We start from the raw sequence: 19,366 nt of genomic DNA on the forward strand, positions 1-19,366 counted from the left end.
CCGGCTCCACGCCCGCGAGCTTCGAGCCGACGCTCGACTACGTCGTCGTCAAGGTGCCGCGGTTCGCGTTCGAGAAGTTCCCGGCCGCCGACGACACGCTCACGACGACCATGAAGTCGGTCGGCGAGGCGATGGCCCTCGGCCGCAACTTCACCGAGGCGCTCGGCAAGGCCATGCGGTCGATCGACAAGAAGGGCTCGGTCTTCCACTGGGACGGCGCGCCGGCGTCTGGCGACGCGCTCGACGCGCTCGTCGAGACGATCGCCCGGCCCACCGAGGGACGGCTCATCGACGTCCAGCAGGTGCTGCGCGCCGGCGTGAGCATCGAGACGGTGTACGAGCGCACGGGCATCGACCCGTGGTTCCTCGACCAGGTGCAGCTCGTCAACGAGGTCGCCCAGGCGACCGCCGACGCTCCGGCGCTCACGCGCGAGGTCCTGCTGCACGCCAAGCGCCACGGCCTCTCGGACGCGCAGGTCGCGCAGCTGCGCCGGACGACGGAGGACGCGGTCCGCACCACGCGGCACGCCGTCGGCCTGCGCCCGGTGTTCAAGACGGTCGACACGTGCGCCGCCGAGTTCGCCGCGCAGACGCCGTACCACTACTCCTCGTACGACGACGAGACCGAGGTCCGGCCGCGCACGCGCCCCGCGATCCTCATCCTCGGCTCGGGCCCGAACCGCATCGGCCAGGGCATCGAGTTCGACTACTCGTGCGTGCACGCCGCGCTGGCGCTCAAGGGCGAGTACGAGACCGTCATGGTCAACTGCAACCCCGAGACGGTGTCCACCGACTACGACACGTCCGACCGCCTGTACTTCGAGCCGCTCACGTTCGAGGACGTGCTCGAGGTCTACGAGGCCGAGCTCGCCGCCGGGCCCGTGGCGGGCCTGATCGTCACGCTCGGCGGCCAGACGCCGCTGTCGCTCGCGCAGCGCCTGCAGGACGCCGGCCTGCCGATCCTCGGCACGTCGCCGCAGGCCATCGACGCGGCCGAGGATCGGGGCGAGTTCGGCAAGGTCCTCGCGGCCGCCGGCCTGCCCGCTCCGGCCTTCGGCACCGCGACGACGCTCGCGGGGGCCCGGGAGACGGCGCAGCGCATCGGCTTCCCCGTGCTCGTGCGCCCGTCGTACGTGCTGGGCGGCCGCGGCATGGAGATCGTCTACGACCAGAACCAGCTCACCGGCTACGTCGAGCGGGCGCTCGAGAACGCGGCGGACGGCGGTCGTGCCGGCACGCTGCCGCCGCTGCTCATCGACCGCTTCCTCGACGACGCGATCGAGATCGACGTCGACGCGCTGTTCGACGGCACCGAGCTGTTCCTCGGCGGCGTCATGGAGCACATCGAGGAGGCCGGCATCCACTCCGGAGACTCCGCGTGCGCTCTGCCGCCCGTGACGCTGTCGACGGCCGAGCTCGAGCGCATCCGCCTGTCCACCGAGGCGATCGCCCGCGGCGTCGGCGTGCACGGCCTGCTGAACATCCAGTTCGCGCTCGTCTCCGACGTGCTCTACGTCCTCGAGGCCAACCCGCGTGCGTCGCGCACCGTGCCGTTCGTCTCGAAGGCGACGGGCGTCTCGCTCGCCAAGGCCGCGGCGCTCGTGATGGCAGGCAAGTCGATCGCGGACCTGCGGGCTGACGGCATCCTGCCTGCGCAGGACGCGTCCGTCATCGACCTCGACCAGCCGGTCGCCGTCAAGGAGGCCGTGCTGCCGTTCAAGCGGTTCCGCACGAAGGAGGGCGTCGTCGTCGACACCGTGCTCGGCCCGGAGATGCGTTCCACGGGCGAGGTCATGGGCTTCGACGTCGACTTCCCGACCGCGTTCGCGAAGTCGCAGGACGCGGCGTTCGGCGGCCTGCCGACCAGCGGCCGGGCGTTCATCTCGGTCGCTGACCGGGACAAGCGCTCGATCGTGTTCCCGGTGAAGCGGCTCGCGGAGCTCGGCTTCGAGATCCTCGCGACCGAGGGCACCGCGGCCGTCCTGCACCGCAGCGGCATCCGCTCGACGGTCGTGCGCAAGCACTCGTCGGGCCGCGGACCGGCGGGGGAGCCGACGATCGTCGACCTCATCACGTCGGGCGACGTCGACATGGTCGTCAACACCCCGTCCGGCCAGGGCGCCCGCGCCGACGGCTACGAGATCCGTGCCGCGACGGTCGCCGCCGACAAGGCGATGGTGACGACGGTCCAGCAGCTCGGCGCGGCCGTGCAGGCCATCGAGGCGGCCCAGGCGGGCCCGTTCGCGGTGACCAGCCTGCAGGAGCACGACGCCGCCGCATCCGCCCGCCGGGAGTCGCGCGCGGCGGTCGTCGCGTGACGCGGCCGACGTTCGGCGCCCGCCTCGCGGACGCCATGGACGCGCACGGACCGCTGTGCGTCGGCATCGACCCTCACCCGGGGCTCCTGGCGGCGTGGGACCTCGCCGACGACGCCGCCGGCCTGCGGCGGTTCGCGCTCACCGTCCTCGACGCCGTCGGCGGCCGGGTCGCGGCCGTCAAGCCGCAGTCCGCGCTGTTCGAACGGCACGGCTCGGCGGGCGTCGCGGTGCTCGAGGAGGTCGTCGCGGCGGGCCGGGAGACCGGGACGCTCGTCGTCGTCGACGCCAAGCGGGGCGACATCGGCTCGACGATGGAGGGCTACGCCGACGCGTACCTCCGGGACGGCTCGCCGCTCGCCGGCGACGCGCTGACGGTCTCGCCGTACCTCGGGTTCGGGTCCCTCGACCCGGCCGTCGACCTGGCGCTCGCCACCGGGCGCGGGCTGTTCGTCCTGTGCCTGACCTCCAACAAGGAGGGCCACGAGGTGCAGCATGCCCGGACCGACGACGGCGTGAGCGTCGCCGCGGCTGTCGCCGCCCGGGCCGCCGCGATCAACGCCGGTGCGCGGCCGCTCGGGTCCGTCGGCCTCGTCGTCGGCGCCACGGTGGGCGACGCCGCGCAGCGCACGGGCACCGACCTCACGCGCGTCAACGGCCCGCTGCTGGCGCCGGGCGTCGGCGCCCAGGGGGCCGGTGCGCGCGAGCTCGCGGCCGTCTTCGGCCCCGCCCGGCACCAGGTGCTCGCCTCGTCGTCCCGGGGCGTCCTGGCGGCCGGTCCGGGCGTCGAGGCGCTCCGCTCCGCGGCCACGAAGGCCGCCGACGAGGCCACCGCGGCGCTGCGCCCGTCCTGACGCCCGCACGGACGACGACCCGGTGGGCCCCGCCCGCCGGGTCGTCGTCGTGCCCCGTCGGCCGCCGCGCCGGCCGTGGCGGACGGCAAGCGGGACCCGTGGTCGGTGCGGCCCGGCCCGCCCTGCGCACGTCTGCGCAGGTCGCAAGGACGGCTTCCCGCGCGTCCGCGTTGCCGAGGCGGGTGCTGCTCGCTAGTTTCGTTGTCACGGTCCCGCGCATCTGACGTGGATCGCCGGCCCAGTGACGAGAAGGTGACGCGCGTGGCTCTCCCTCCGCTGACTCCCGAACAACGAGCCGCAGCGCTCCAGAAGGCCGCCGCCGCGAGGCAGGCCCGTGCCGAGGTGAAGAACCGCCTCAAGTACTCGCAGGGCACGCTCTCCGAGGTCATCGAGCAAGGACGCAAGGACGAGACGATCGGCAAGCTCAAGGTCGTCGCGCTCCTCGAGTCCCTGCCTGGCGTCGGCAAGGTCAAGGCGCGTGCGATCATGTCGGAGATCGGCATCTCCGACACCCGGCGGGTGCGTGGCCTCGGTCCGCACCAGGTGCAGGCCCTGGTCGAGCGCTTCGGGTGACGCGCCGGTCGCAGACGACCGCGCGCCACGAGGAGTACAGCACCACACATGACGACGACGCCCGCCCGGCTGACCGTTCTCGCCGGACCTACCGCCGTCGGCAAGGGCACGGTGTCCGCCGACATCCGCGCCCGTTACCCACAGATCTGGCTGTCGGTGTCCGCGACGACGCGGTCACCGCGGCCGGGGGAGATCGACGGGGTGCACTACCACTTCCTGTCGGTCGACGAGTTCGAGCGGATGGCCGCCCGCGGTGACCTGCTCGAGTGGGCGGTGGTGCACGGTCGCAACCGGTACGGCACGCCGCGCAAGCCGGTCGAGGAGCGGCTCGCCGCCGGCGAGCCCGCGCTGCTCGAGATCGATCTCCAGGGTGCCCGGCAGGTGCGCGAGTCGATGCCCGACGCGCGCTTCGTCTTCCTCGCGCCGCCCTCGTTCGACGAGCTGGTGCGCCGGCTCGTCGGGCGGGGGACCGAGGACGCCGAGGAGCGTGAGCGGCGCCTCGAGACCGCGCGCGTCGAGCTCGCGGCCGAGTCGGAGTTCGACCACGTGATCGTCAACGACGACGTGCACCGGGCGACGGACGCCCTGGTCGAGGTGATGGGCCTCCCGACCCGGTAGGCCCGACCAGGTAGGATCGACCGCAGACCCACCCCCTGACGTACGGGAGACCATCGTGTCCGGAACCGTTGCCGCCCCCACGGGCATCACCGACCCGCCGATCGACCAGCTGCTCGAGCGCGCCGACTCCAAGTACGCGCTCGTGCTGTACTCGGCGAAGCGTGCCCGCCAGATCAACGCCTACTACTCGCAGCTCAACGAGGGCCTGCTCGAGTACGTCGGCCCCCTCGTGGAGACGCGTCCGCAGGAGAAGCCGCTGTCGATCGCGATGCGCGAGATCGACGCGGGCCTGCTGACCGCCGAGGCCACGGAGGCCTGAGCGTCCGCCCATGCGGATCGTCCTCGGTGTCGCGGGCGGCATCGCCGCCTACAAGGCCGTCCTCCTGCTGCGCCTGCTCCGGGAGGGCGGCCATGACGTGCGTGTCGTGCCGACGCGCGCGGCGCTCGAGTTCGTCGGGCGTGCGACGTGGGAGGCCCTGTCCGGGCAGCCGGTGACCACGGACGTCTTCGAGGACGTCGACCAGGTCGCGCACGTCGCGGTCGGCCAGCAGGCCGAGCTCGTGATCGTGGCTCCGGCGACCGCCGACCTGCTCGCGCGCGCCGCGGGCGGTCGGGCCGACGACCTGCTGACCGCGACCCTCCTGGTCGCGCGCTGCCCGGTGCTCATGGCGCCGGCGATGCACACCGAGATGTGGCTGCACCCCGCCACGACGGCGAACGTCGCGACGCTGCGGGCGCGCGGCGTGCACGTGCTCGACCCCGACGCGGGGCGGCTCACGGGTGCCGACACCGGCCCCGGACGACTGCCGGAACCTGAGGCCATCGCCGCCGCCGCACTGGCGCTGGTCGGTCCTCGCGACCTCGTGGGGCGCCACGTCGTCGTCTCTGCCGGCGGGACGCGCGAGCCGCTGGACCCCGTGCGGTTCCTCGGCAACCGGTCGTCCGGTCGCCAGGGTGTCGCGCTGGCCCGCACCGCGCTCGCCCGCGGCGCCCAGGTCACGCTGGTGGCCGCGAACATGTCGGTGCCGCCGCCGGCCGGTGCCGACGTCGTGCAGGTCGAGACCGCGGCCGAGCTCCGGGACGCCGTGCGGACCGCGGCGAAGGTCGCCGACGTCGTGGTGATGGCCGCAGCCGTCGCCGACTACCGGCCGGCCACGGTCGTCTCGTCGAAGATCAAGAAGCGGGCGGACGGGTCCGCGCCCCCGCTCGAGCTCGTGCAGACCACGGACATCCTCGCCGAGCTCGCGCGCGACAGGCCCCGTCCGGGGCAGCTCGTCGTCGGGTTCGCCGCCGAGACCGGCGACGACGAGGGGTCGGTGCTGGACCACGGCCGCGCCAAGGCCGCCCGCAAGGGCGCGGACCTGCTCGTCGTGAACGCGGTGGGCGGCGGGCTGGGCTTCGGTACGGACACGAACGAGGTCGTGGTGCTCGACGGGATCGGCAACGTCGTCGCCCGCAGCGCGGGGTCGAAGGACGAGGTCGCGCACGCCGTCTGGGACGCGGTGCTGGCGGCTTCCTGAACGCGTCATCAGCAGCCCCTGGTCGGCCGTTACGCTGTGCGCCATGATCGATCCGAGCCTGCGCCTGTTCACGTCCGAGTCCGTGACCGAGGGGCATCCGGACAAGGTCTGTGACCAGATCTCCGACGCGATCCTCGACGCGATCCTGGAGCAGGACCCGCAGGCCCGCGTCGCGGTCGAGACGATGGTGACCACCGGGCTCGTGCACGTGGCGGGCGAGGTGACCACGTCCGCGTACGTCGAGATCCCCCAGGTCGTGCGTGAGGTCGTGCGGGGTATCGGCTACACGTCGTCGCACATCGGCTTCGACGGCGAGTCGTGCGGCGTCTCGGTGTCGATCGGTCAGCAGTCGCCCGACATCGCCGCGGGCGTCGACAAGGCCATCGAGGTCCGCGAGGACACCTCCGACATGGACCCGCTCGACCTGCAGGGTGCCGGCGACCAGGGGCTCATGTTCGGCTACGCCTCGGACGACACCCCGAGCTTCCTGCCGCTGCCGATCTGGGTCGCGCACCGGCTCGCCGAGCGGCTCGCCCAGGTGCGCAAGGAGGGCGTCGTCCCGGGGCTGCGGCCCGACGGCAAGACGCAGGTGACGGTCGGGTACGACGGCGACCGTGCGGTCACGATCGACACGGTCGTCCTGTCGACGCAGCACGACCCGGACGTGCAGCTCGAGTCGACGCTGCGCCCGGCGATCGCGGAGCACGTCGTCGCGCCGGTGCTGGCCGGGCTCGAGCTCGACGCGAGCGGCCACCGCCTCCTCGTGAACCCCACGGGCACGTTCGTGGTGGGCGGCCCGCAGGGCGACGCCGGGCTCACGGGCCGCAAGATCATCGTCGACACGTACGGCGGGATCTCCCGGCACGGCGGTGGCGCGTTCTCGGGCAAGGATCCCTCGAAGGTGGACCGGTCGGCCGCGTACGCGATGCGGTGGGTCGCGAAGAACGTCGTCGCTGCCGGGCTCGCCCGCCGTTGCGAGGTGCAGGTCGCCTACGCGATCGGCAAGGCGCACCCGGTCGGCCTGTACGTCGAGACGTTCGGTACGGCGACCGTCCCCGAGGCGCGGCTGACGGCCGCGATCCGCGAGGTCTTCGACCTGCGTCCGGCCGCGATCATCCGCGACCTCGACCTGCTGCGCCCGATCTACCGGCGGACGGCGGCGTACGGGCACTTCGGGCGCGAGCTGCCCGAGTTCACCTGGGAGCGGACGGACCGGGTCGACGACCTGCGGTCCGCGGTCGGCTGATCGCCCCGGGAGGCCGTCGTCCCGCGCGGCGCGCGGATGGTGTGATGGGCGCGTGGAGGTGACGGACGGCGGCGAGCAGCTCGTGCTCGACGGCCTGCCCGCGCCGCGGGCCCGGCGGCGCGTCCGTGCGGCCACCGGCGGTCAGCCCCTCGCGGAGGACCGCCCGGTGGCGCGGGTCGCGATCGACCTGCCGCCGGCGCACCTCGACCGGCCGTTCGAGTACGCCGTGCCGGCGAGCATGGCGGTGGGGGCGGTCGCGGGTGCCCGGGTCAAGGTCCGGTTCGGCCGGCAGGACGTCGACGGGTACGTGCTGGAGCGGGTCGACACTGCCGACCACGAGGGCGAGCTCCAACCGCTGCGTCGGGTCGTCTCGGACCTGCCCGTGCTGACCCCGGCGGTGGCGCGGCTGGCCCGTGCAGTCGCGGACCGGTGGGCGGGCACGCTCGTCGACGTCCTGCGGCTCGCCGTCCCACCCCGGCACGCCCGTGTCGAGGGCGAATCGGTGGGGGAGCCTGCGGGGCCCCTGGTCCCGCACGCGTCGGCGACGGCGTGGGACGCGTATCGCGGTGGGCATGCCTTCCTCCAGCACGTGACGGCCGGCGGTGCGCCACGCGCCGTCTGGACGGCACTTCCGGGGGCGCGCGGTGAGCGGTGGCCGGACGCGATCGCGCAGGCCGTCGCCGCCGCCGTGCTCGGCGGGCGAGGTGCGCTCGTCGTGGTCCCCGACGCGCGCGACGTCGACCGCGTCCTCGACGCGCTCGACGACGCCGGCGTGCCGCGGTGGACGGCGGAGCGGCCGCACGGTGCCGTCCGGCTGACCGCCGACGACGGCCCTGCGGCCCGGTACCGGGCATTCCTTGCAGCGCTGCGCGGCGAGGCGCAGGTCGTCGTCGGCACGCGCGCGTCCGCGTTCGCACCGGTGCGCGACCTCGGCCTGGTCGTGTGCTGGGACGACGGCGACAGCCTGCACGCCGAGCCGCGCGCGCCGTACCCGCACGTCCGCGAGGTGCTCGCACTGCGGTCCGAGCTCGAGGGCTGCGCGTTCCTCGTCGGCGCCCACGGACGCACGGTCCAGGCGCAGGGGCTCGTCGCGACCGGCTGGGCGCGTGAGGTCGCCGCCGACCGGGCGACGACCCGGGCCCGGACGGCGCGTGTGCGGGCGCTCGACTCGACCGAGCTCGCCCGCGAGGGACCGGCCGCGGCGGCGCGGCTGCCCACACCGGCGTGGCGGACCATCCGTGACCGCCTCGCCGTGGGGCCGGTGCTCGTGCAGGTGCCGCGGGCCGGCTACCTGCCGGTCGTGGCGTGCGGGCGCTGCCGTGCGTCGGCGCGGTGCGGCACGTGCCACGGCCCGCTCGGCATCACGGTCGCGGACGGCACGCCCACGTGCGGGTGGTGCGGGCGGCTCGCGACGGGCTGGCGGTGCGACGAGTGCGGTGCGGGTGCGCTGCGGTCGGTGCAGGTGGGGTCGCAGCGGACCGCCGAGGAGCTCGGGCGCGCGTTCCCCGGCTTCCCGGTGCGCGTGTCGGGGGCTCGTGCTGCCGGGGGGGTGCTCGCGACCGTGCGGGACGTCCCCGCGCTCGTCGTCGCGACGCCCGGCGCCGAGCCGGTCGCCCCCGAGGGTTACGCCGCAGCGGTGCTCCTGGACGCCGCGACCAGCGCGGGTCAGGGGCTGGGTGCGGCGGAGGACGCCGTCAGGCGGTGGCTCGCGGCCGCCGCGCTCGTGCGGTCGGCGTCCGACGGGGGACAGGTGCTGCTCGTCGGCGACGCGCCGGAGCGGGCTGCGCAGGCGCTCGTGCGCTGGGACCCGGAGGGTCTGGCGTCGCGCGAGCTCGACGAGCGGGCGGAGCTCCAGCTGCCCCCGGCGGTCCGGATCGCCTCGGTCACCGGGCCACGTGACGCGGTGCTCGCCGTGGTCGAGCGTGTCGACGGCGTCGAGGTGCTGGGTCCGGTGCCCGTGACGGGCGGCCGCGCGGCCGAGCGGTCGGTGCCGGGTGCCCTCGAGCCCGACGTCCGCGCGCTGCTGCGCGTCCCCCGGGCGCAGGGGCAGGCGCTCGCCCGGTCGCTCGCGGCGTCGCTCGCGGTCCGCAGCGCGCGGCGTGAGGGTGGCACGGTGCGCGTCCAGCTCGATCCGACGGACCTCACGTGACGGCGCCCGAGGCGGTCGTGCTCGACCTCGGGAACGTGGTCCTCGGATGGGACCCGTACGGACCGTTCGTCGGGCGGATGGACCGGGCCGCGGTCGACGAGTTCTTCGCCGACGTCGACTTCGCGGCGTTCAACCACCGGCAGGACGCGGGCAGGAGCTGGGCGGACGCGCGGGCCGACGTCGCCGAACGGTTCCCGCAGCACGTCGGTGCCGTCGACCTGTACGTCGAGCACTTCGTCGAGGCGCTGTCCGGGCCGGTCCCGGGCATGGAGGCCCTGGTGCGCGACCTCCTGGCCGCCGGCGTGCGGGTCGTCGGCCTGACGAACTGGTCGGCCGAGACGTTCCACCACGCCGAGCTCGTCGCCCCGGCAGTGGGGCTGATGGAGGGCGTCGTCGTGTCCGGCGAGACCGGCCTGGCGAAGCCGGACCCGCGGATCTTCGAGCTGACGGCCCGGCGGTTCGGCCTGACGCCCGCCCGGACGGTCTTCGTGGACGACTCGCGGCCCAACGTCGAGGCCGCCGCGCGTGTCGGCTTCGACGCCGTGCTGTTCACGTCCGCGGACCGGCTCCGCGCCGACCTCGCCGTGCGGGGTCTCGACCTGCCGGCCTCCTGAGCAGCGCCCCCTGCACAGCAGGCCGGCAGAGCATCCCGACAGAGCGACAGGACCGGGCCACCTAGGATCGACGCCATGCGACTGCTCTTCGCCGGTACCCCTGCGGCCGCGGTGCCGTCGCTCGAGGCGCTCCTCGCCTCCCGTCACGAGGTCGTGGCGGTGCTGACCCGTCCCGACGCGCGATCGGGACGCGGGCGCACGCTCGCGCCGAGCCCGGTCAAGGCGGCCGCGACCGAGGCGGGCATCGAGGTGCTGACACCGGGCAGCCCGCGCGACGAGGACTTCCGGGCCAGGCTCGCCGAGCTCGCCGTCGACGCGGCCCCGGTGGTCGCGTACGGGGCGCTCCTGCCCGCGTCGGTGCTCGACGTGCCGACGCACGGCTGGGTCAACCTGCACTTCTCCGTCCTGCCCGCGTGGCGTGGTGCCGCGCCCGTGCAGCGTGCCGTCATCGCGGGCGACGAGGTCACGGGGGCGTCGACGTTCCGCATCGAGGAGGGTCTCGACACCGGTCCCGTCTACGGGACGCTCACCGAGACCGTGCGCCCGCGCGACACCTCCGGGGCGCTGCTCGAGCGGCTGTCGGTCGCGGGTGCGCAGCTGCTGGTGCGGACGCTCGACGGCATCGAGGACGGGATCCTCAGCCCCGCGCCCCAGCCGGCCGACGGTGTGAGCCTGGCACCGAAGCTCGAGGTCGAGGACGCGCGCGTCCGCTGGACCCACCCGGCGCACGCGGTCGACCGGCGCATCCGGGGCTGCACGCCCGCACCCGGGGCGTGGACGTCGCTGCCGGACGGGTCGCGGCTCGGCCTGGGTCCCGTGGTCCCGGTCCCGGAGGTCGACGACCTCGCGCCGGGTCAGGTGCGGGTCGCGAAGCACGAGGTGCTCGTCGGCACGGGCGGGCACGCGGTCCGCCTCGGCGACGTGACGCCGCCCGGCAAGCGCCCGATGGCCGCGGCCGACTGGGCGCGCGGCGCCCGTCTCGACGACGCGGTCGTGCTGGGGGCGGGCCATGAGTGAGGGACCCGACCGCCGCGACGCGCGCGGACGCCAGCGCGGGGCCGCCCGGTCGCAGGGCCGGACGCAGCGCTCGGCGACCGCACCGTCCGAGCGGCGACGGACCGGCGACCCGGCGCGTCGAGCCGCGTTCGACGTGCTCCGCGCGGTCGCCGACAGCGACTCGTACGCGAACCTCGTGCTGCCGCCGCTGCTGCGGGAGCGGGGGATCCGCGGGCGCGACGCGGCGTTCGTGACGGAGCTCGCGTACGGGACGCTGCGCCTGCGGGGCCGGTACGACGCGGTGATCGAGCAGGCGGCGGCCCGGACGACCGACCGCATCGACCCGCCCGTGCTCGACCTGCTCCGGCTCGGCACGCACCAGCTGCTCGGGATGCGGGTGCCCGCGCACGCCGCGGTATCCGAGACCGTGGGGCTGGCGCGCGAGACCGTCGGCGCGGGTGCTGCGCAGTTCGTGAACGCGGTGCTCCGGGCAGTGGGCCGGCAGGACGCCGAGACGTGGGACCGCACGATCGCGGAGGCGGCGGGCGACGACCCGGTGGCCCGGCTGGCGGTCCGGCACAGCCACCCCGTGTGGGTCGTGCGGGCGCTCCGGGAGGCGCTCGTGGTTGCCGGTCGGTCGGCGGACGAGATCGAGGCGCTGCTCGAGGCCGACAACTCCGCCCCGCGCGTCACGCTCGTCGCGCGCCCCGGTCTGGTCGACGCCGACGAGCTGCTCGCCGCGGACGGCGCCACGGCCGGCACCGTCTCGCCCACGGCCGTCGTGCTCGCCGGCGGCGACCCGGCCTCGCTCGACGCGGTCCGCGACGCGCGCGCCGGGGTGCAGGACGAGGGCAGCCAGGTGGTCGCGCTCGCCCTCGGGGCGGCCCCGCTCGACGGCCCCGACGCCCGCTGGCTGGACCTGTGCGCCGGGCCCGGCGGCAAGGCGGCGCTCCTCGCGTCGCTCGCCGCCGAGCGCGGCGCGAGGCTGGTGGCGAACGAGGTGCAGCCCCACCGTGCGCGCCTCGTCGAGCAGGCGCTGCGTGCGGTGCCGAAGGCCGCGGTCGAGGAGGTCCGCACGGGCGACGGGCGCAGCGTCGGCACGGACGAGCCCGGCACGTTCGACCGCGTGATGGTCGACGCTCCCTGCACCGGGCTCGGGGCGTTGCGGCGCCGGCCAGAGTCGCGGTGGCGGCGCACGCCCGCCGACCTCGCGCCGCTCGGGGCGTTGCAGCGCGAGCTGCTCGGCTCCGCTCTGCGGGCCGTCCGGGTGGGGGGCGTCGTCGCGTACGTGACGTGCTCGCCGCACCTCGTGGAGACGCAGCTCGTCGTGAAGGACGCCCTGCGCGCCGCGGCGAAGGCGGGCCTGACGGCCGAGCCGCTGGACGCTGCCGCCGTCGTCCGGCACCTCGCGCCAGGCCCGGTGGAGCTGCCCGGCGGGCGGACCGACGTGCAGCTGTGGCCGCACGTGCACGGGACCGACGCGATGCACCTCACGCTGCTGCGCCGCACGGCCTGACCGGACCGGGCCCGGACCGCGAGGCTGCACGCGCACGTCGCGCCGATACGCTGGCCTGGTGTCCGCGCTGATCAACCCCAGCATCCTGTCCGCCGACTTCGTCAACCTGGAGCGGGACCTCGGCAGGATCGCCGCCGCCGACTACGTGCACGTCGACGTCATGGACAACCACTTCGTGCCGAACCTGACGTTGGGCCCGCCCGTGGTGAGGCGCATCGCCGAGGTGGCGCCCGTGCCGCTCGACGTCCACCTGATGATCGAGGACGCGGACCGCTGGGCGCCGACGTACGCCGAGGCGGGTGCGGCGTCGGTGACGTTCCACCTCGAGGCCGCACAGGCGCCCGTGCGGCTCGCGCGTGAGCTGCGGGGGGCCGGCGTGCGGGTCGGCGTGGCGCTGCGCCCGGCGTCCCCTGTCGAGCCGCTGCTCGACCTGCTCGACGAGATCGACATGATCCTCGTGATGACCGTCGAGCCGGGGTTCGGGGGCCAGTCGTTCATCGAGGGCACGCTGCCGAAGATCCGACGCACGCGTCAGGCGATCGTGGAGTCGGGTGCGGCCACGTGGATCCAGGTCGACGGCGGCGTCTCGCGGTCGACGATCGGGCGCATCGCCGAGGCGGGCGCCAACGTGTTCGTGGCCGGCTCGGCCGTGTACGGCGCACCCGACGTCGCCGCCGAGATCGTCGCGCTGCGCGGCCTGGCCGACGAGGTGCTCGCCCAGCCCTGAGCGCACGCCTGCCGCTGCCCGACGGACGGACGCCCTCCGGGTCGGGAATGTGCCGTGTGGCATGATCGTTGGCGCACTACAGAACACACACACGTGCTCCGGGGTCGGTGAAAGTCCGAGCCGGCGGTGACAGTCCGCGACCCGCTCGTCCCTCACGGGACGCGCGGTTGACCTGGTGGAACTCCAGGACCGACGGTGAAAGTCCGGATGGGAGGAAGTACGTGGCGTCGCACGCTTTCGGCGTGCGACGTTGGCGCGGACCCTTCCTGCGTCGACCCCCGGAGCCCTGAGCGGCACCGGGAGGTGACGATGACCGGCACGACGGCCCAGCGCACCGCGGTGACCTCCGCACTGTCCGACGTCACGCCCGTCGAGCTCGAGGCGATGACCCGCGCGGTGGCCCTCGCCCGGCGCGGACCCGTCCACGGCCCCAACCCGCGGGTCGGCTGCGTGCTGCTCGACGCGTCCGGCGCGACGGTCGGCGAGGGCTGGCACCAGGGCGCCGGCACACCGCACGCCGAGGTTGCGGCCCTCGCGGACGCCGCTCGGCGTGGGACGGACCTCCACGGCCTCACGGCCGTCGTCACGCTCGAGCCCTGCAACCACACCGGCCGCACCGGGCCGTGCACCGAGGCTCTGCTCGCCGCCGGCGTCGCGCGCGTGGTGATCTCGGTCGAGGACCCGAACCCGCAGGCCGCCGGGGGGGCGGACCGGCTGCGCTCGGCGGGCGTCGACGTCCGTACCGGCGTGCTCCCCGACGAGGGTCGAGCCCTGCTCGGGGCGTGGCTGCCGTCGGTCGAGCGTGGGCGGCCGTTCGTCACGCTCAAGCTCGCGACGAGCCTGGACGGCCGGGTCGCCGCGGCGGACGGCAGCAGCCGCTGGATCACGTCGGACGTGGCGCGCCGGCACGCGCACGACCTGCGTGCCGAGGTCGACGCGATCGTCGTCGGCACCGGCACCGCACTCGCCGACGACCCGTCGCTGACGGCCCGCAACGCCGCGGGCGAGCTCCACGGCCACCAGCCGCTGCGGGTCGTCGTCGGGCACCGCGACGTGCCCGGCGGCGCACGCCTGCGCGGCCCGGGTGGCGAGCTCGTGCACGTGCGGACGCACGACCCGCGCGTCGTCGTCGACGCACTCGCCGAGCGCGAGGTCCGGCACCTGCTGGTCGAGGGCGGTCCCACGCTCGCGACCGCGTTCCTGCGCGCCGGGCTCGTCGACGAGGTGCACGCCTACGTCGCGCCGGTCCTGCTCGGTGCCGGACCTGTCGCCGTCGGCGACCTGGGCATCGGCTCGATCGACGGCGCGCTGCGCCTGACCACCACGGGCGTGCACCACCTGGGCCCGGACGTCCTGGTCGTCGCCACGCCCACCGCTTCCGCATCGTCCGGGCCCGCTCAGCCGGGTGCCCGCCCAGCCACCACGCATGAGGAGCACTGATGTTCACCGGGATCGTCGAGGAGATCGGCACCGTCGAGATGCTGGAGGTGGCCGGGCAGGACGCACGGCTGCGCGTGCGGGGGCCGGTGGTGGTGTCCGACGCCCGTCTCGGCGACTCGATCGCGGTGTCGGGGGTGTGCCTGACGGTCACCGAGCTCCCGGGTGACGGCACGTTCCTCGCGGACGTCATGCCCGAGACGCTGCGCCGGACCGCGTTGGGCGATCTCGACGTCGCGAGCACCGTCAATCTCGAGCGGGCGCTGCAGGTCGGCGGCAGGTACGGCGGTCACGTGGTGCAGGGGCACGTCGACGGGGTCGGCGTGGTCCGGTCGCGGACGCCCGGCCCCCGGTGGGACGACGTCGAGATCGAGCTCGACCCGTCGCTCGCGCGGTACGTCGCGGAGAAGGGGTCGGTCACGGTCTCGGGGGTGTCGCTCACCGTGACGCACGTGGGCGACGACTCGTTCGGCGTCTCGCTCATCCCGACGACGCTCGAGGCGACGACCCTCGGCACGCTCGCGGTCGGTGCGCGCGTCAACCTCGAGGTCGACGTGCTGGCCAAGTACACGGAGCGGCTGCTCACGACGGCCGGGGTGCTGCGGTGACGCCGCGACTCGGCACGGTCGAGGAGGCGCTCGAGGCGCTGCGTGCGGGCCGTCCGGTGCTGGTCGCGGACTCGCCCGACCGCGAGAACGAGGCCGACGTGATCCTCGCGGCGCAGTCGGCGACGCCCGAGTGGGTCGCGTGGACGATCCGGCACTCGTCCGGGTACCTGTGCGCCCCCATGCCCGCCGCGCGGGCGGACGCGCTCGACCTGCCGCTCATGGTCCCGCACAGCCAGGACCCCCGGCGGACCGCCTACACGGTCACCGTGGACGCGGCGACGGGCGTCACGACAGGCATCTCGGCGTCCGACCGTGCACGCACGCTCCGGGTGCTCGCGGATCCCGCGTCGGGCCGGGAGGACCTCATCCGGCCGGGGCACGTGCTGCCGCTGCGGGCCGTGCCGGGCGGCGTGCTGCACCGGGCGGGCCACACCGAGGCGGCCGTCGACCTGTGCCGCCTCGCGGGCCTGGAGCCGGTCGGTGCGATCGCCGAGCTCGTGGACGACGACGGCTCGATGACGCGCCTGCCCGCGGCCGCCGCGCTGGCCGAGGCCGAGGGGCTCGTGCTGCTCACGATCGCCGACCTCGTGGCGTGGCGCCGCGAGCACGACGACGCGGTCCCCGAGCCCGCCGCCCCGCCGGTGCTGCACGACCGCGTGCACGCGACGCACACGGCCTACCTGCCGACGAAGCACGGCGACTTCCGGATCCACGGGTACCGCGACCTGCGCACGGGCGACGAGCACGTCGCTCTCGTGTCGACCGCGGGCCTCGCGGAGACCCCCGTGGTGCGGGTGCACTCCGAGTGCCTCACGGGCGACGCGTTCGGGTCGGCCCGCTGCGACTGCGGCCCGCAGCTCGACGCAGCGCTCGAGCTCGCCGCCGAGCAGGGCGGCGCCGTCGTGTACCTGCGGGGCCACGAGGGCCGGGGGATCGGCCTGCTCGCCAAGGTCGCCGCCTACGCGCTCCAGGACGCCGGCCGGGACACCGTCGAGGCGAACCTCGACCTCGGGTGGCCTGCGGACCGTCGCGAGTACGGCGCGGCCGCGGCGATCCTCGCGGACCTCGGTGTCCAGCGCGTCAGCCTGCTGACGAACAACCCCGCGAAGGTGGCCGGGCTGCGGGCGCACGGCATCGACGTCGCCGAGGTGCGCGGCCTGGAGGTCGGGCGCACCCCTCAGAACGAGGAGTACCTGCGCACGAAGGCCACGTCGATGGGCCACCTGCTGCACCTGCCCGTCGGCACGGAGCGCGCCGCCATCCCGGTGGCGCCGGTCCTCGCGGCCCCCGCGACGCCCGGTGTCGACACCACCGACCACCTGTTCGAGAACCTGGAGGACCTGGCATGAGCGGTGCGGGAGCACCCACCCTGGACGTCGACGGCACCGGCCTGAAGGTCGTCGTCGTCGCCGCGAGCTGGCACACGGTCGTGATGGACGGGCTCCTCGCCGGTGCCCGGCGCGCGCTCGAGGCCGCGCACGTCGAGGACGTCACGGTCGTGCGCGTGCCCGGCACGTTCGAGCTGCCGGTCGCCGCGCGCGCCGCAGCGGCTGCCGGGGCCGACGCGGTCGTCGCGCTCGGTGTCGTCATCCGCGGCGGCACGCCGCACTTCGAGTACGTCTGCTCGGCGGCCACCTCGGGACTCACCGACGTCGCCGTCAGCACGGGCGTGCCCGTCGGTTTCGGCGTGCTGACCTGCGACGACGAAGCCCAGGCGCTCGACCGTGCCGGGCTGGAGGGCTCGCACGAGGACAAGGGCGCCGAGGCCGCCGAGGCCGCGGTCGCGACCGTCGTGGCCCTGCGGGGGCTGTGACGTGACCGGGCCGCTCGGCTGGCTGTTCGACGCGCAGGTGGTGATCGCCGGGCACGCGATCCTGTGGCGCGAGATCGTCGGCAACCTGTTCGGTCTCGCGTCCGCCGTCGGCGGCATGCGCCGCCGGGTGTGGGCGTGGCCGGTCGGCATCGTCGGCAACGTGCTGCTGTTCACCGTGTTCCTCGGGGGCGTGTTCCACACGCCGCAGGCGCGCGACCTGTACGGCCAGGCGGGCCGGCAGGTGTTCTTCGTCATCGTGTCCGTCTACGGGTGGGTGCGGTGGCGGCAGCTGCAGCGGGCCAACGAGCGCGCGGGAGCACCCGTCGACGCGCCGCCCCTGGTCCCGCGCTGGGCCGGCTGGTCGGGGTGGATCACGATCGTCGTGGTCGGCGTCGTCGGCACGGTCGGCTTCGCCATGCTCTTCCGGGAGCTCGGCTCGTGGGGGCCGTGGGCGGACGCGTGGATCTTCACCGGGTCGATGCTCGCGACGTACGGCATGGCGCGCGGGTGGATCGAGTTCTGGCTCATCTGGATCGCGGTCGACGCCGTCGGGGTGCCGCTGCTGCTGCAGGCCGGCTACTACCCGTCGGCGGTGCTCTACCTCGTGTACGCGGGCGTCGTGGTGTACGGCTTCGTCGTGTGGTGGCGGGCGCGCGACGAACGCCCCGCCGTCGCGGCGGCGGCCGACGAGCAGGTCGCCGTCTGACCGTGGGACGGACGCGCGTCCGGGTCGTCCCGGGAGCCGTCTACCCTTGACCGACGTGAAGACCTTCGAGCACCTGTTCGCCGAGCTCGCCGAGAAGGCGACGACCCGGCCCGCCGGCTCCCGCACCGTCACGGAGCTGGACGCGGGCGTCCACGCGATCGGCAAGAAGATCGTCGAGGAGGCCGCCGAGGTCTGGATGGCCGCCGAGTACGAGGGCGTCGAGCGCACCGCCGAGGAGATCTCGCAGCTGCTCTACCACCTCGAGGTGCTCATGGTCGCGCTCGGGATCACGCTCGACGACGTCTACGAGCACCTGTGACCGTCGCGCTCTGACGTCCACCCACTTCTCCCGAACAGGAACACCGTGCTGAGGATCGCCGTCCCCAACAAGGGCTCGTTGTCCGAGCCCGCCGTCGAGATGCTCCGGGAGGCCGGCTACCGCCAGCGCCGCGACGGCCGAGAGCTCGTGCTGCCCGACCCGGACAACGACGTCGAGTTCTTCTTCCTGCGGCCGCGCGACATCGCGGTGTACGTCGGTGCGGGCACGGTCGACGTCGGCATCACCGGGCGTGACCTCATGCTCGACTCCGAGTCCGCGGCGACGGAGCACCTGCCGCTCGGCTTCGCCCGGTCCACGTTCCGGTTCGCGTCCACCGCGGGCGAGCTCGACGACGTGCAGCAGGTCGCCGGCAAGCGCATCGCGACGTCGTACCCGGTGCTCGTCGCGGCGTTCCTGCGTGAGCGCGGCGTCCAGCCCGCGGGGGTCGTGCGGCTCGACGGGGCGGTCGAGTCGGCCATCCAGCTCGGTGTCGCCGACGTGATCGCCGACGTCGTCGAGACGGGCACCACGCTGCGCGCCGCGGGCCTCGAGGTGTTCGGCGAGCCGATCCTGCGCTCGGAGGCCGTCCTGGTGCGCCGCTCCGACGTCGACGCGCCCGCGGGTCTCGACGTGCTCACGCGTCGCCTGCAGGGTGTCCTGACGGCCCGCGAGTACGTGCTCATGGACTACGACGTGCCGCTCTCGCTCGTCGACCAGGCGGTCGCGATCACGCCCGGACTGGAGTCGCCGACCGTCTCGCCGCTGCACAACCGCGAGTGGGCGGCCGTGCGGGCGATGGTCCGCCGCGACCAGACCAACCGGGTCATGGACGCCCTGTACGAGGTGGGCGCCCGCGCGATCCTCGTCACGTCGATCCACGCGTGCCGGCTCTGACCGGACGTGCCGTGGACGTGTCGCACGCCCCCTTCCGGCCGCGGTTCGCCCGGCTGGTGACGCTCGGGCTCGTGGCCGTGGTGCTCGTCCTCACGGCGGCCCTGATCCTCGCGCTGCCGAACGCCGAGCCCCTCGACCGGGCGGGCTTCGCGCTCGTCGGGCTGCTCATCGCGTGGTTCTGCTGGCGCCAGGCGACCGTGCGGGCGGTGCCGGACGAGGACGGCCTGACGGTCCGCAACCTCATGATCACGACACGCCTGACATGGCCGGAGATCGTGTCGGTCCGCTTCGGGTCGGGCCGCCCGTGGGTCCAGCTCGACCTGGCCGACGGCGACACGCTGGCCGTCATGGGGATCCAGCGGGCCGACGGGGAGCTGGCCGAGGCGGAGGCCCGCAGGCTCGCGACGCTCGTCGCGCTGCACACGACACCGGCGCAGGACGACTGACCCGACCACGCGCCG

Annotated in this window: 20 protein-coding genes and 1 riboswitch; all 20 genes read left to right on the forward strand. The window is 74.8% G+C overall.

Annotated features, from left to right (window positions below):
• A partial coding sequence (gene carB, locus J7523_RS16365; RefSeq protein WP_291888956.1) for a carbamoyl-phosphate synthase large subunit occupies positions 1-2,318 on the forward strand: 2,318 nt, incomplete at its 5' end.
• Complete coding sequence (gene pyrF, locus J7523_RS16370; RefSeq protein WP_291888959.1) at positions 2,315-3,169, forward strand: orotidine-5'-phosphate decarboxylase; 855 nt, start codon at positions 2,315-2,317, stop codon at positions 3,167-3,169. The genes carB and pyrF, both read left to right, overlap by 4 nt.
• A gap of 261 nt (positions 3,170-3,430) precedes the next feature.
• Positions 3,431-3,742 carry an integration host factor, actinobacterial type gene (gene mihF / locus J7523_RS16375; protein WP_291888962.1) on the forward strand — a complete coding sequence of 104 codons (312 nt, stop codon included), beginning with the start codon at positions 3,431-3,433 and terminating at the stop codon, positions 3,740-3,742.
• Positions 3,743-3,790: 48 nt separating this feature from the next.
• Positions 3,791-4,360 (forward strand): guanylate kinase, encoded by a 570-nt coding sequence (gmk, locus tag J7523_RS16380; RefSeq protein ID WP_291888965.1) that lies wholly within the window; start codon positions 3,791-3,793, stop codon positions 4,358-4,360.
• Between the two features lie 55 nt (positions 4,361-4,415).
• Positions 4,416-4,679, forward strand: coding sequence for a DNA-directed RNA polymerase subunit omega (gene rpoZ / locus J7523_RS16385; protein WP_291888968.1), 264 nt, complete (start codon positions 4,416-4,418; stop codon positions 4,677-4,679).
• Between the two features lie 10 nt (positions 4,680-4,689).
• Positions 4,690-5,880, forward strand: coding sequence for a bifunctional phosphopantothenoylcysteine decarboxylase/phosphopantothenate--cysteine ligase CoaBC (coaBC, locus tag J7523_RS16390; protein ID WP_291888971.1), 1,191 nt, complete (start codon positions 4,690-4,692; stop codon positions 5,878-5,880).
• A 43-nt stretch (positions 5,881-5,923) separates the two neighbouring features.
• Positions 5,924-7,126 (forward strand): methionine adenosyltransferase, encoded by a 1,203-nt coding sequence (metK, locus tag J7523_RS16395; RefSeq protein ID WP_291888974.1) that lies wholly within the window; start codon positions 5,924-5,926, stop codon positions 7,124-7,126.
• Positions 7,127-7,178: 52 nt separating this feature from the next.
• Positions 7,179-9,275, forward strand: a complete 2,097-nt coding sequence (locus tag J7523_RS16400) for a primosomal protein N' (protein WP_291888976.1) — start codon at positions 7,179-7,181, stop codon at positions 9,273-9,275.
• On the forward strand, positions 9,272-9,889 hold the full coding sequence (locus tag J7523_RS16405) for an HAD family phosphatase (protein ID WP_291888979.1): 618 nt from the start codon (positions 9,272-9,274) through the stop codon (positions 9,887-9,889). The genes J7523_RS16400 and J7523_RS16405 overlap by 4 nt, the downstream gene beginning before the upstream one ends.
• Before the next feature lie 75 nt (positions 9,890-9,964).
• The gene (fmt, locus tag J7523_RS16410; RefSeq protein WP_291888982.1) at positions 9,965-10,906 is read left to right on the forward strand and encodes a methionyl-tRNA formyltransferase; all 942 of its coding nucleotides are present in this window, start codon (positions 9,965-9,967) and stop codon (positions 10,904-10,906) included.
• Entirely contained in the window at positions 10,899-12,401 is a 1,503-nt protein-coding gene (locus J7523_RS16415; protein WP_291888985.1) for a transcription antitermination factor NusB, read from the forward strand. The genes fmt and J7523_RS16415 overlap by 8 nt, the downstream gene beginning before the upstream one ends.
• A 58-nt stretch (positions 12,402-12,459) precedes the next feature.
• Positions 12,460-13,128: a ribulose-phosphate 3-epimerase gene (gene rpe, locus J7523_RS16420; protein WP_291888987.1), complete on the forward strand. Its 669-nt coding sequence runs from the start codon at positions 12,460-12,462 to the stop codon at positions 13,126-13,128.
• Between the two features lie 89 nt (positions 13,129-13,217).
• Positions 13,218-13,353: riboswitch (FMN riboswitch) on the forward strand.
• Between the two features lie 84 nt (positions 13,354-13,437).
• Positions 13,438-14,568, forward strand: a complete 1,131-nt coding sequence (gene ribD, locus J7523_RS16425; protein WP_291888990.1) for a bifunctional diaminohydroxyphosphoribosylaminopyrimidine deaminase/5-amino-6-(5-phosphoribosylamino)uracil reductase RibD — start codon at positions 13,438-13,440, stop codon at positions 14,566-14,568.
• On the forward strand, positions 14,568-15,173 hold the full coding sequence (locus J7523_RS16430) for a riboflavin synthase (protein ID WP_291888993.1): 606 nt from the start codon (positions 14,568-14,570) through the stop codon (positions 15,171-15,173). The genes ribD and J7523_RS16430 overlap by 1 nt, the downstream gene beginning before the upstream one ends.
• Positions 15,170-16,522 (forward strand): GTP cyclohydrolase II, encoded by a 1,353-nt coding sequence (ribA, locus tag J7523_RS16435; RefSeq protein ID WP_291888996.1) that lies wholly within the window; start codon positions 15,170-15,172, stop codon positions 16,520-16,522. The genes J7523_RS16430 and ribA overlap by 4 nt, the downstream gene beginning before the upstream one ends.
• The gene (ribH, locus tag J7523_RS16440; RefSeq protein ID WP_291888997.1) at positions 16,519-16,986 is read left to right on the forward strand and encodes a 6,7-dimethyl-8-ribityllumazine synthase; all 468 of its coding nucleotides are present in this window, start codon (positions 16,519-16,521) and stop codon (positions 16,984-16,986) included. Before ribA ends, ribH begins: the two co-directional genes overlap by 4 nt.
• Before the next feature lies 1 nt (position 16,987).
• The gene (gene pnuC / locus J7523_RS16445) at positions 16,988-17,692 is read left to right on the forward strand and encodes a nicotinamide riboside transporter PnuC (RefSeq protein ID WP_291889000.1); all 705 of its coding nucleotides are present in this window, start codon (positions 16,988-16,990) and stop codon (positions 17,690-17,692) included.
• A gap of 55 nt (positions 17,693-17,747) precedes the next feature.
• A complete protein-coding gene (locus tag J7523_RS16450) occupies positions 17,748-18,011 on the forward strand; it encodes a phosphoribosyl-ATP diphosphatase (RefSeq protein ID WP_291889003.1) in 264 nt (87 codons plus the stop codon).
• A 45-nt stretch (positions 18,012-18,056) separates the two neighbouring features.
• Positions 18,057-18,905 carry an ATP phosphoribosyltransferase gene (gene hisG, locus J7523_RS16455; protein WP_291889006.1) on the forward strand — a complete coding sequence of 283 codons (849 nt, stop codon included), beginning with the start codon at positions 18,057-18,059 and terminating at the stop codon, positions 18,903-18,905.
• Positions 18,906-18,922: 17 nt separating this feature from the next.
• Positions 18,923-19,351 carry a PH domain-containing protein gene (locus tag J7523_RS16460; RefSeq protein WP_291889009.1) on the forward strand — a complete coding sequence of 143 codons (429 nt, stop codon included), beginning with the start codon at positions 18,923-18,925 and terminating at the stop codon, positions 19,349-19,351.
• The last annotated feature ends 15 nt before the right edge of the window (positions 19,352-19,366 follow it).

This window comes from Cellulomonas sp., assembly GCF_017744555.1.
In the GTDB taxonomy this organism is placed as follows: Bacteria; Actinomycetota; Actinomycetes; order Actinomycetales; family Cellulomonadaceae; genus Cellulomonas.

Excerpts from the sequence above, each read along its gene's own strand:
- gmk (WP_291888965.1), top strand. The coding sequence starts at position 3,791 with ATGACGACGACGCCCGCCCGGCTGACCGTTCTCGCCGGACCTACCGCC.
- coaBC (WP_291888971.1), top strand. The coding sequence starts at position 4,690 with ATGCGGATCGTCCTCGGTGTCGCGGGCGGCATCGCCGCCTACAAGGCC.
- metK (WP_291888974.1), top strand. The coding sequence starts at position 5,924 with ATGATCGATCCGAGCCTGCGCCTGTTCACGTCCGAGTCCGTGACCGAG.
- fmt (WP_291888982.1), top strand. The coding sequence starts at position 9,965 with ATGCGACTGCTCTTCGCCGGTACCCCTGCGGCCGCGGTGCCGTCGCTC.
- J7523_RS16415 (WP_291888985.1), top strand. The coding sequence starts at position 10,899 with ATGAGTGAGGGACCCGACCGCCGCGACGCGCGCGGACGCCAGCGCGGG.
- ribD (WP_291888990.1), top strand. The coding sequence starts at position 13,438 with ATGACCGGCACGACGGCCCAGCGCACCGCGGTGACCTCCGCACTGTCC.
- J7523_RS16430 (WP_291888993.1), top strand. The coding sequence starts at position 14,568 with ATGTTCACCGGGATCGTCGAGGAGATCGGCACCGTCGAGATGCTGGAG.
- ribH (WP_291888997.1), top strand. The coding sequence starts at position 16,519 with ATGAGCGGTGCGGGAGCACCCACCCTGGACGTCGACGGCACCGGCCTG.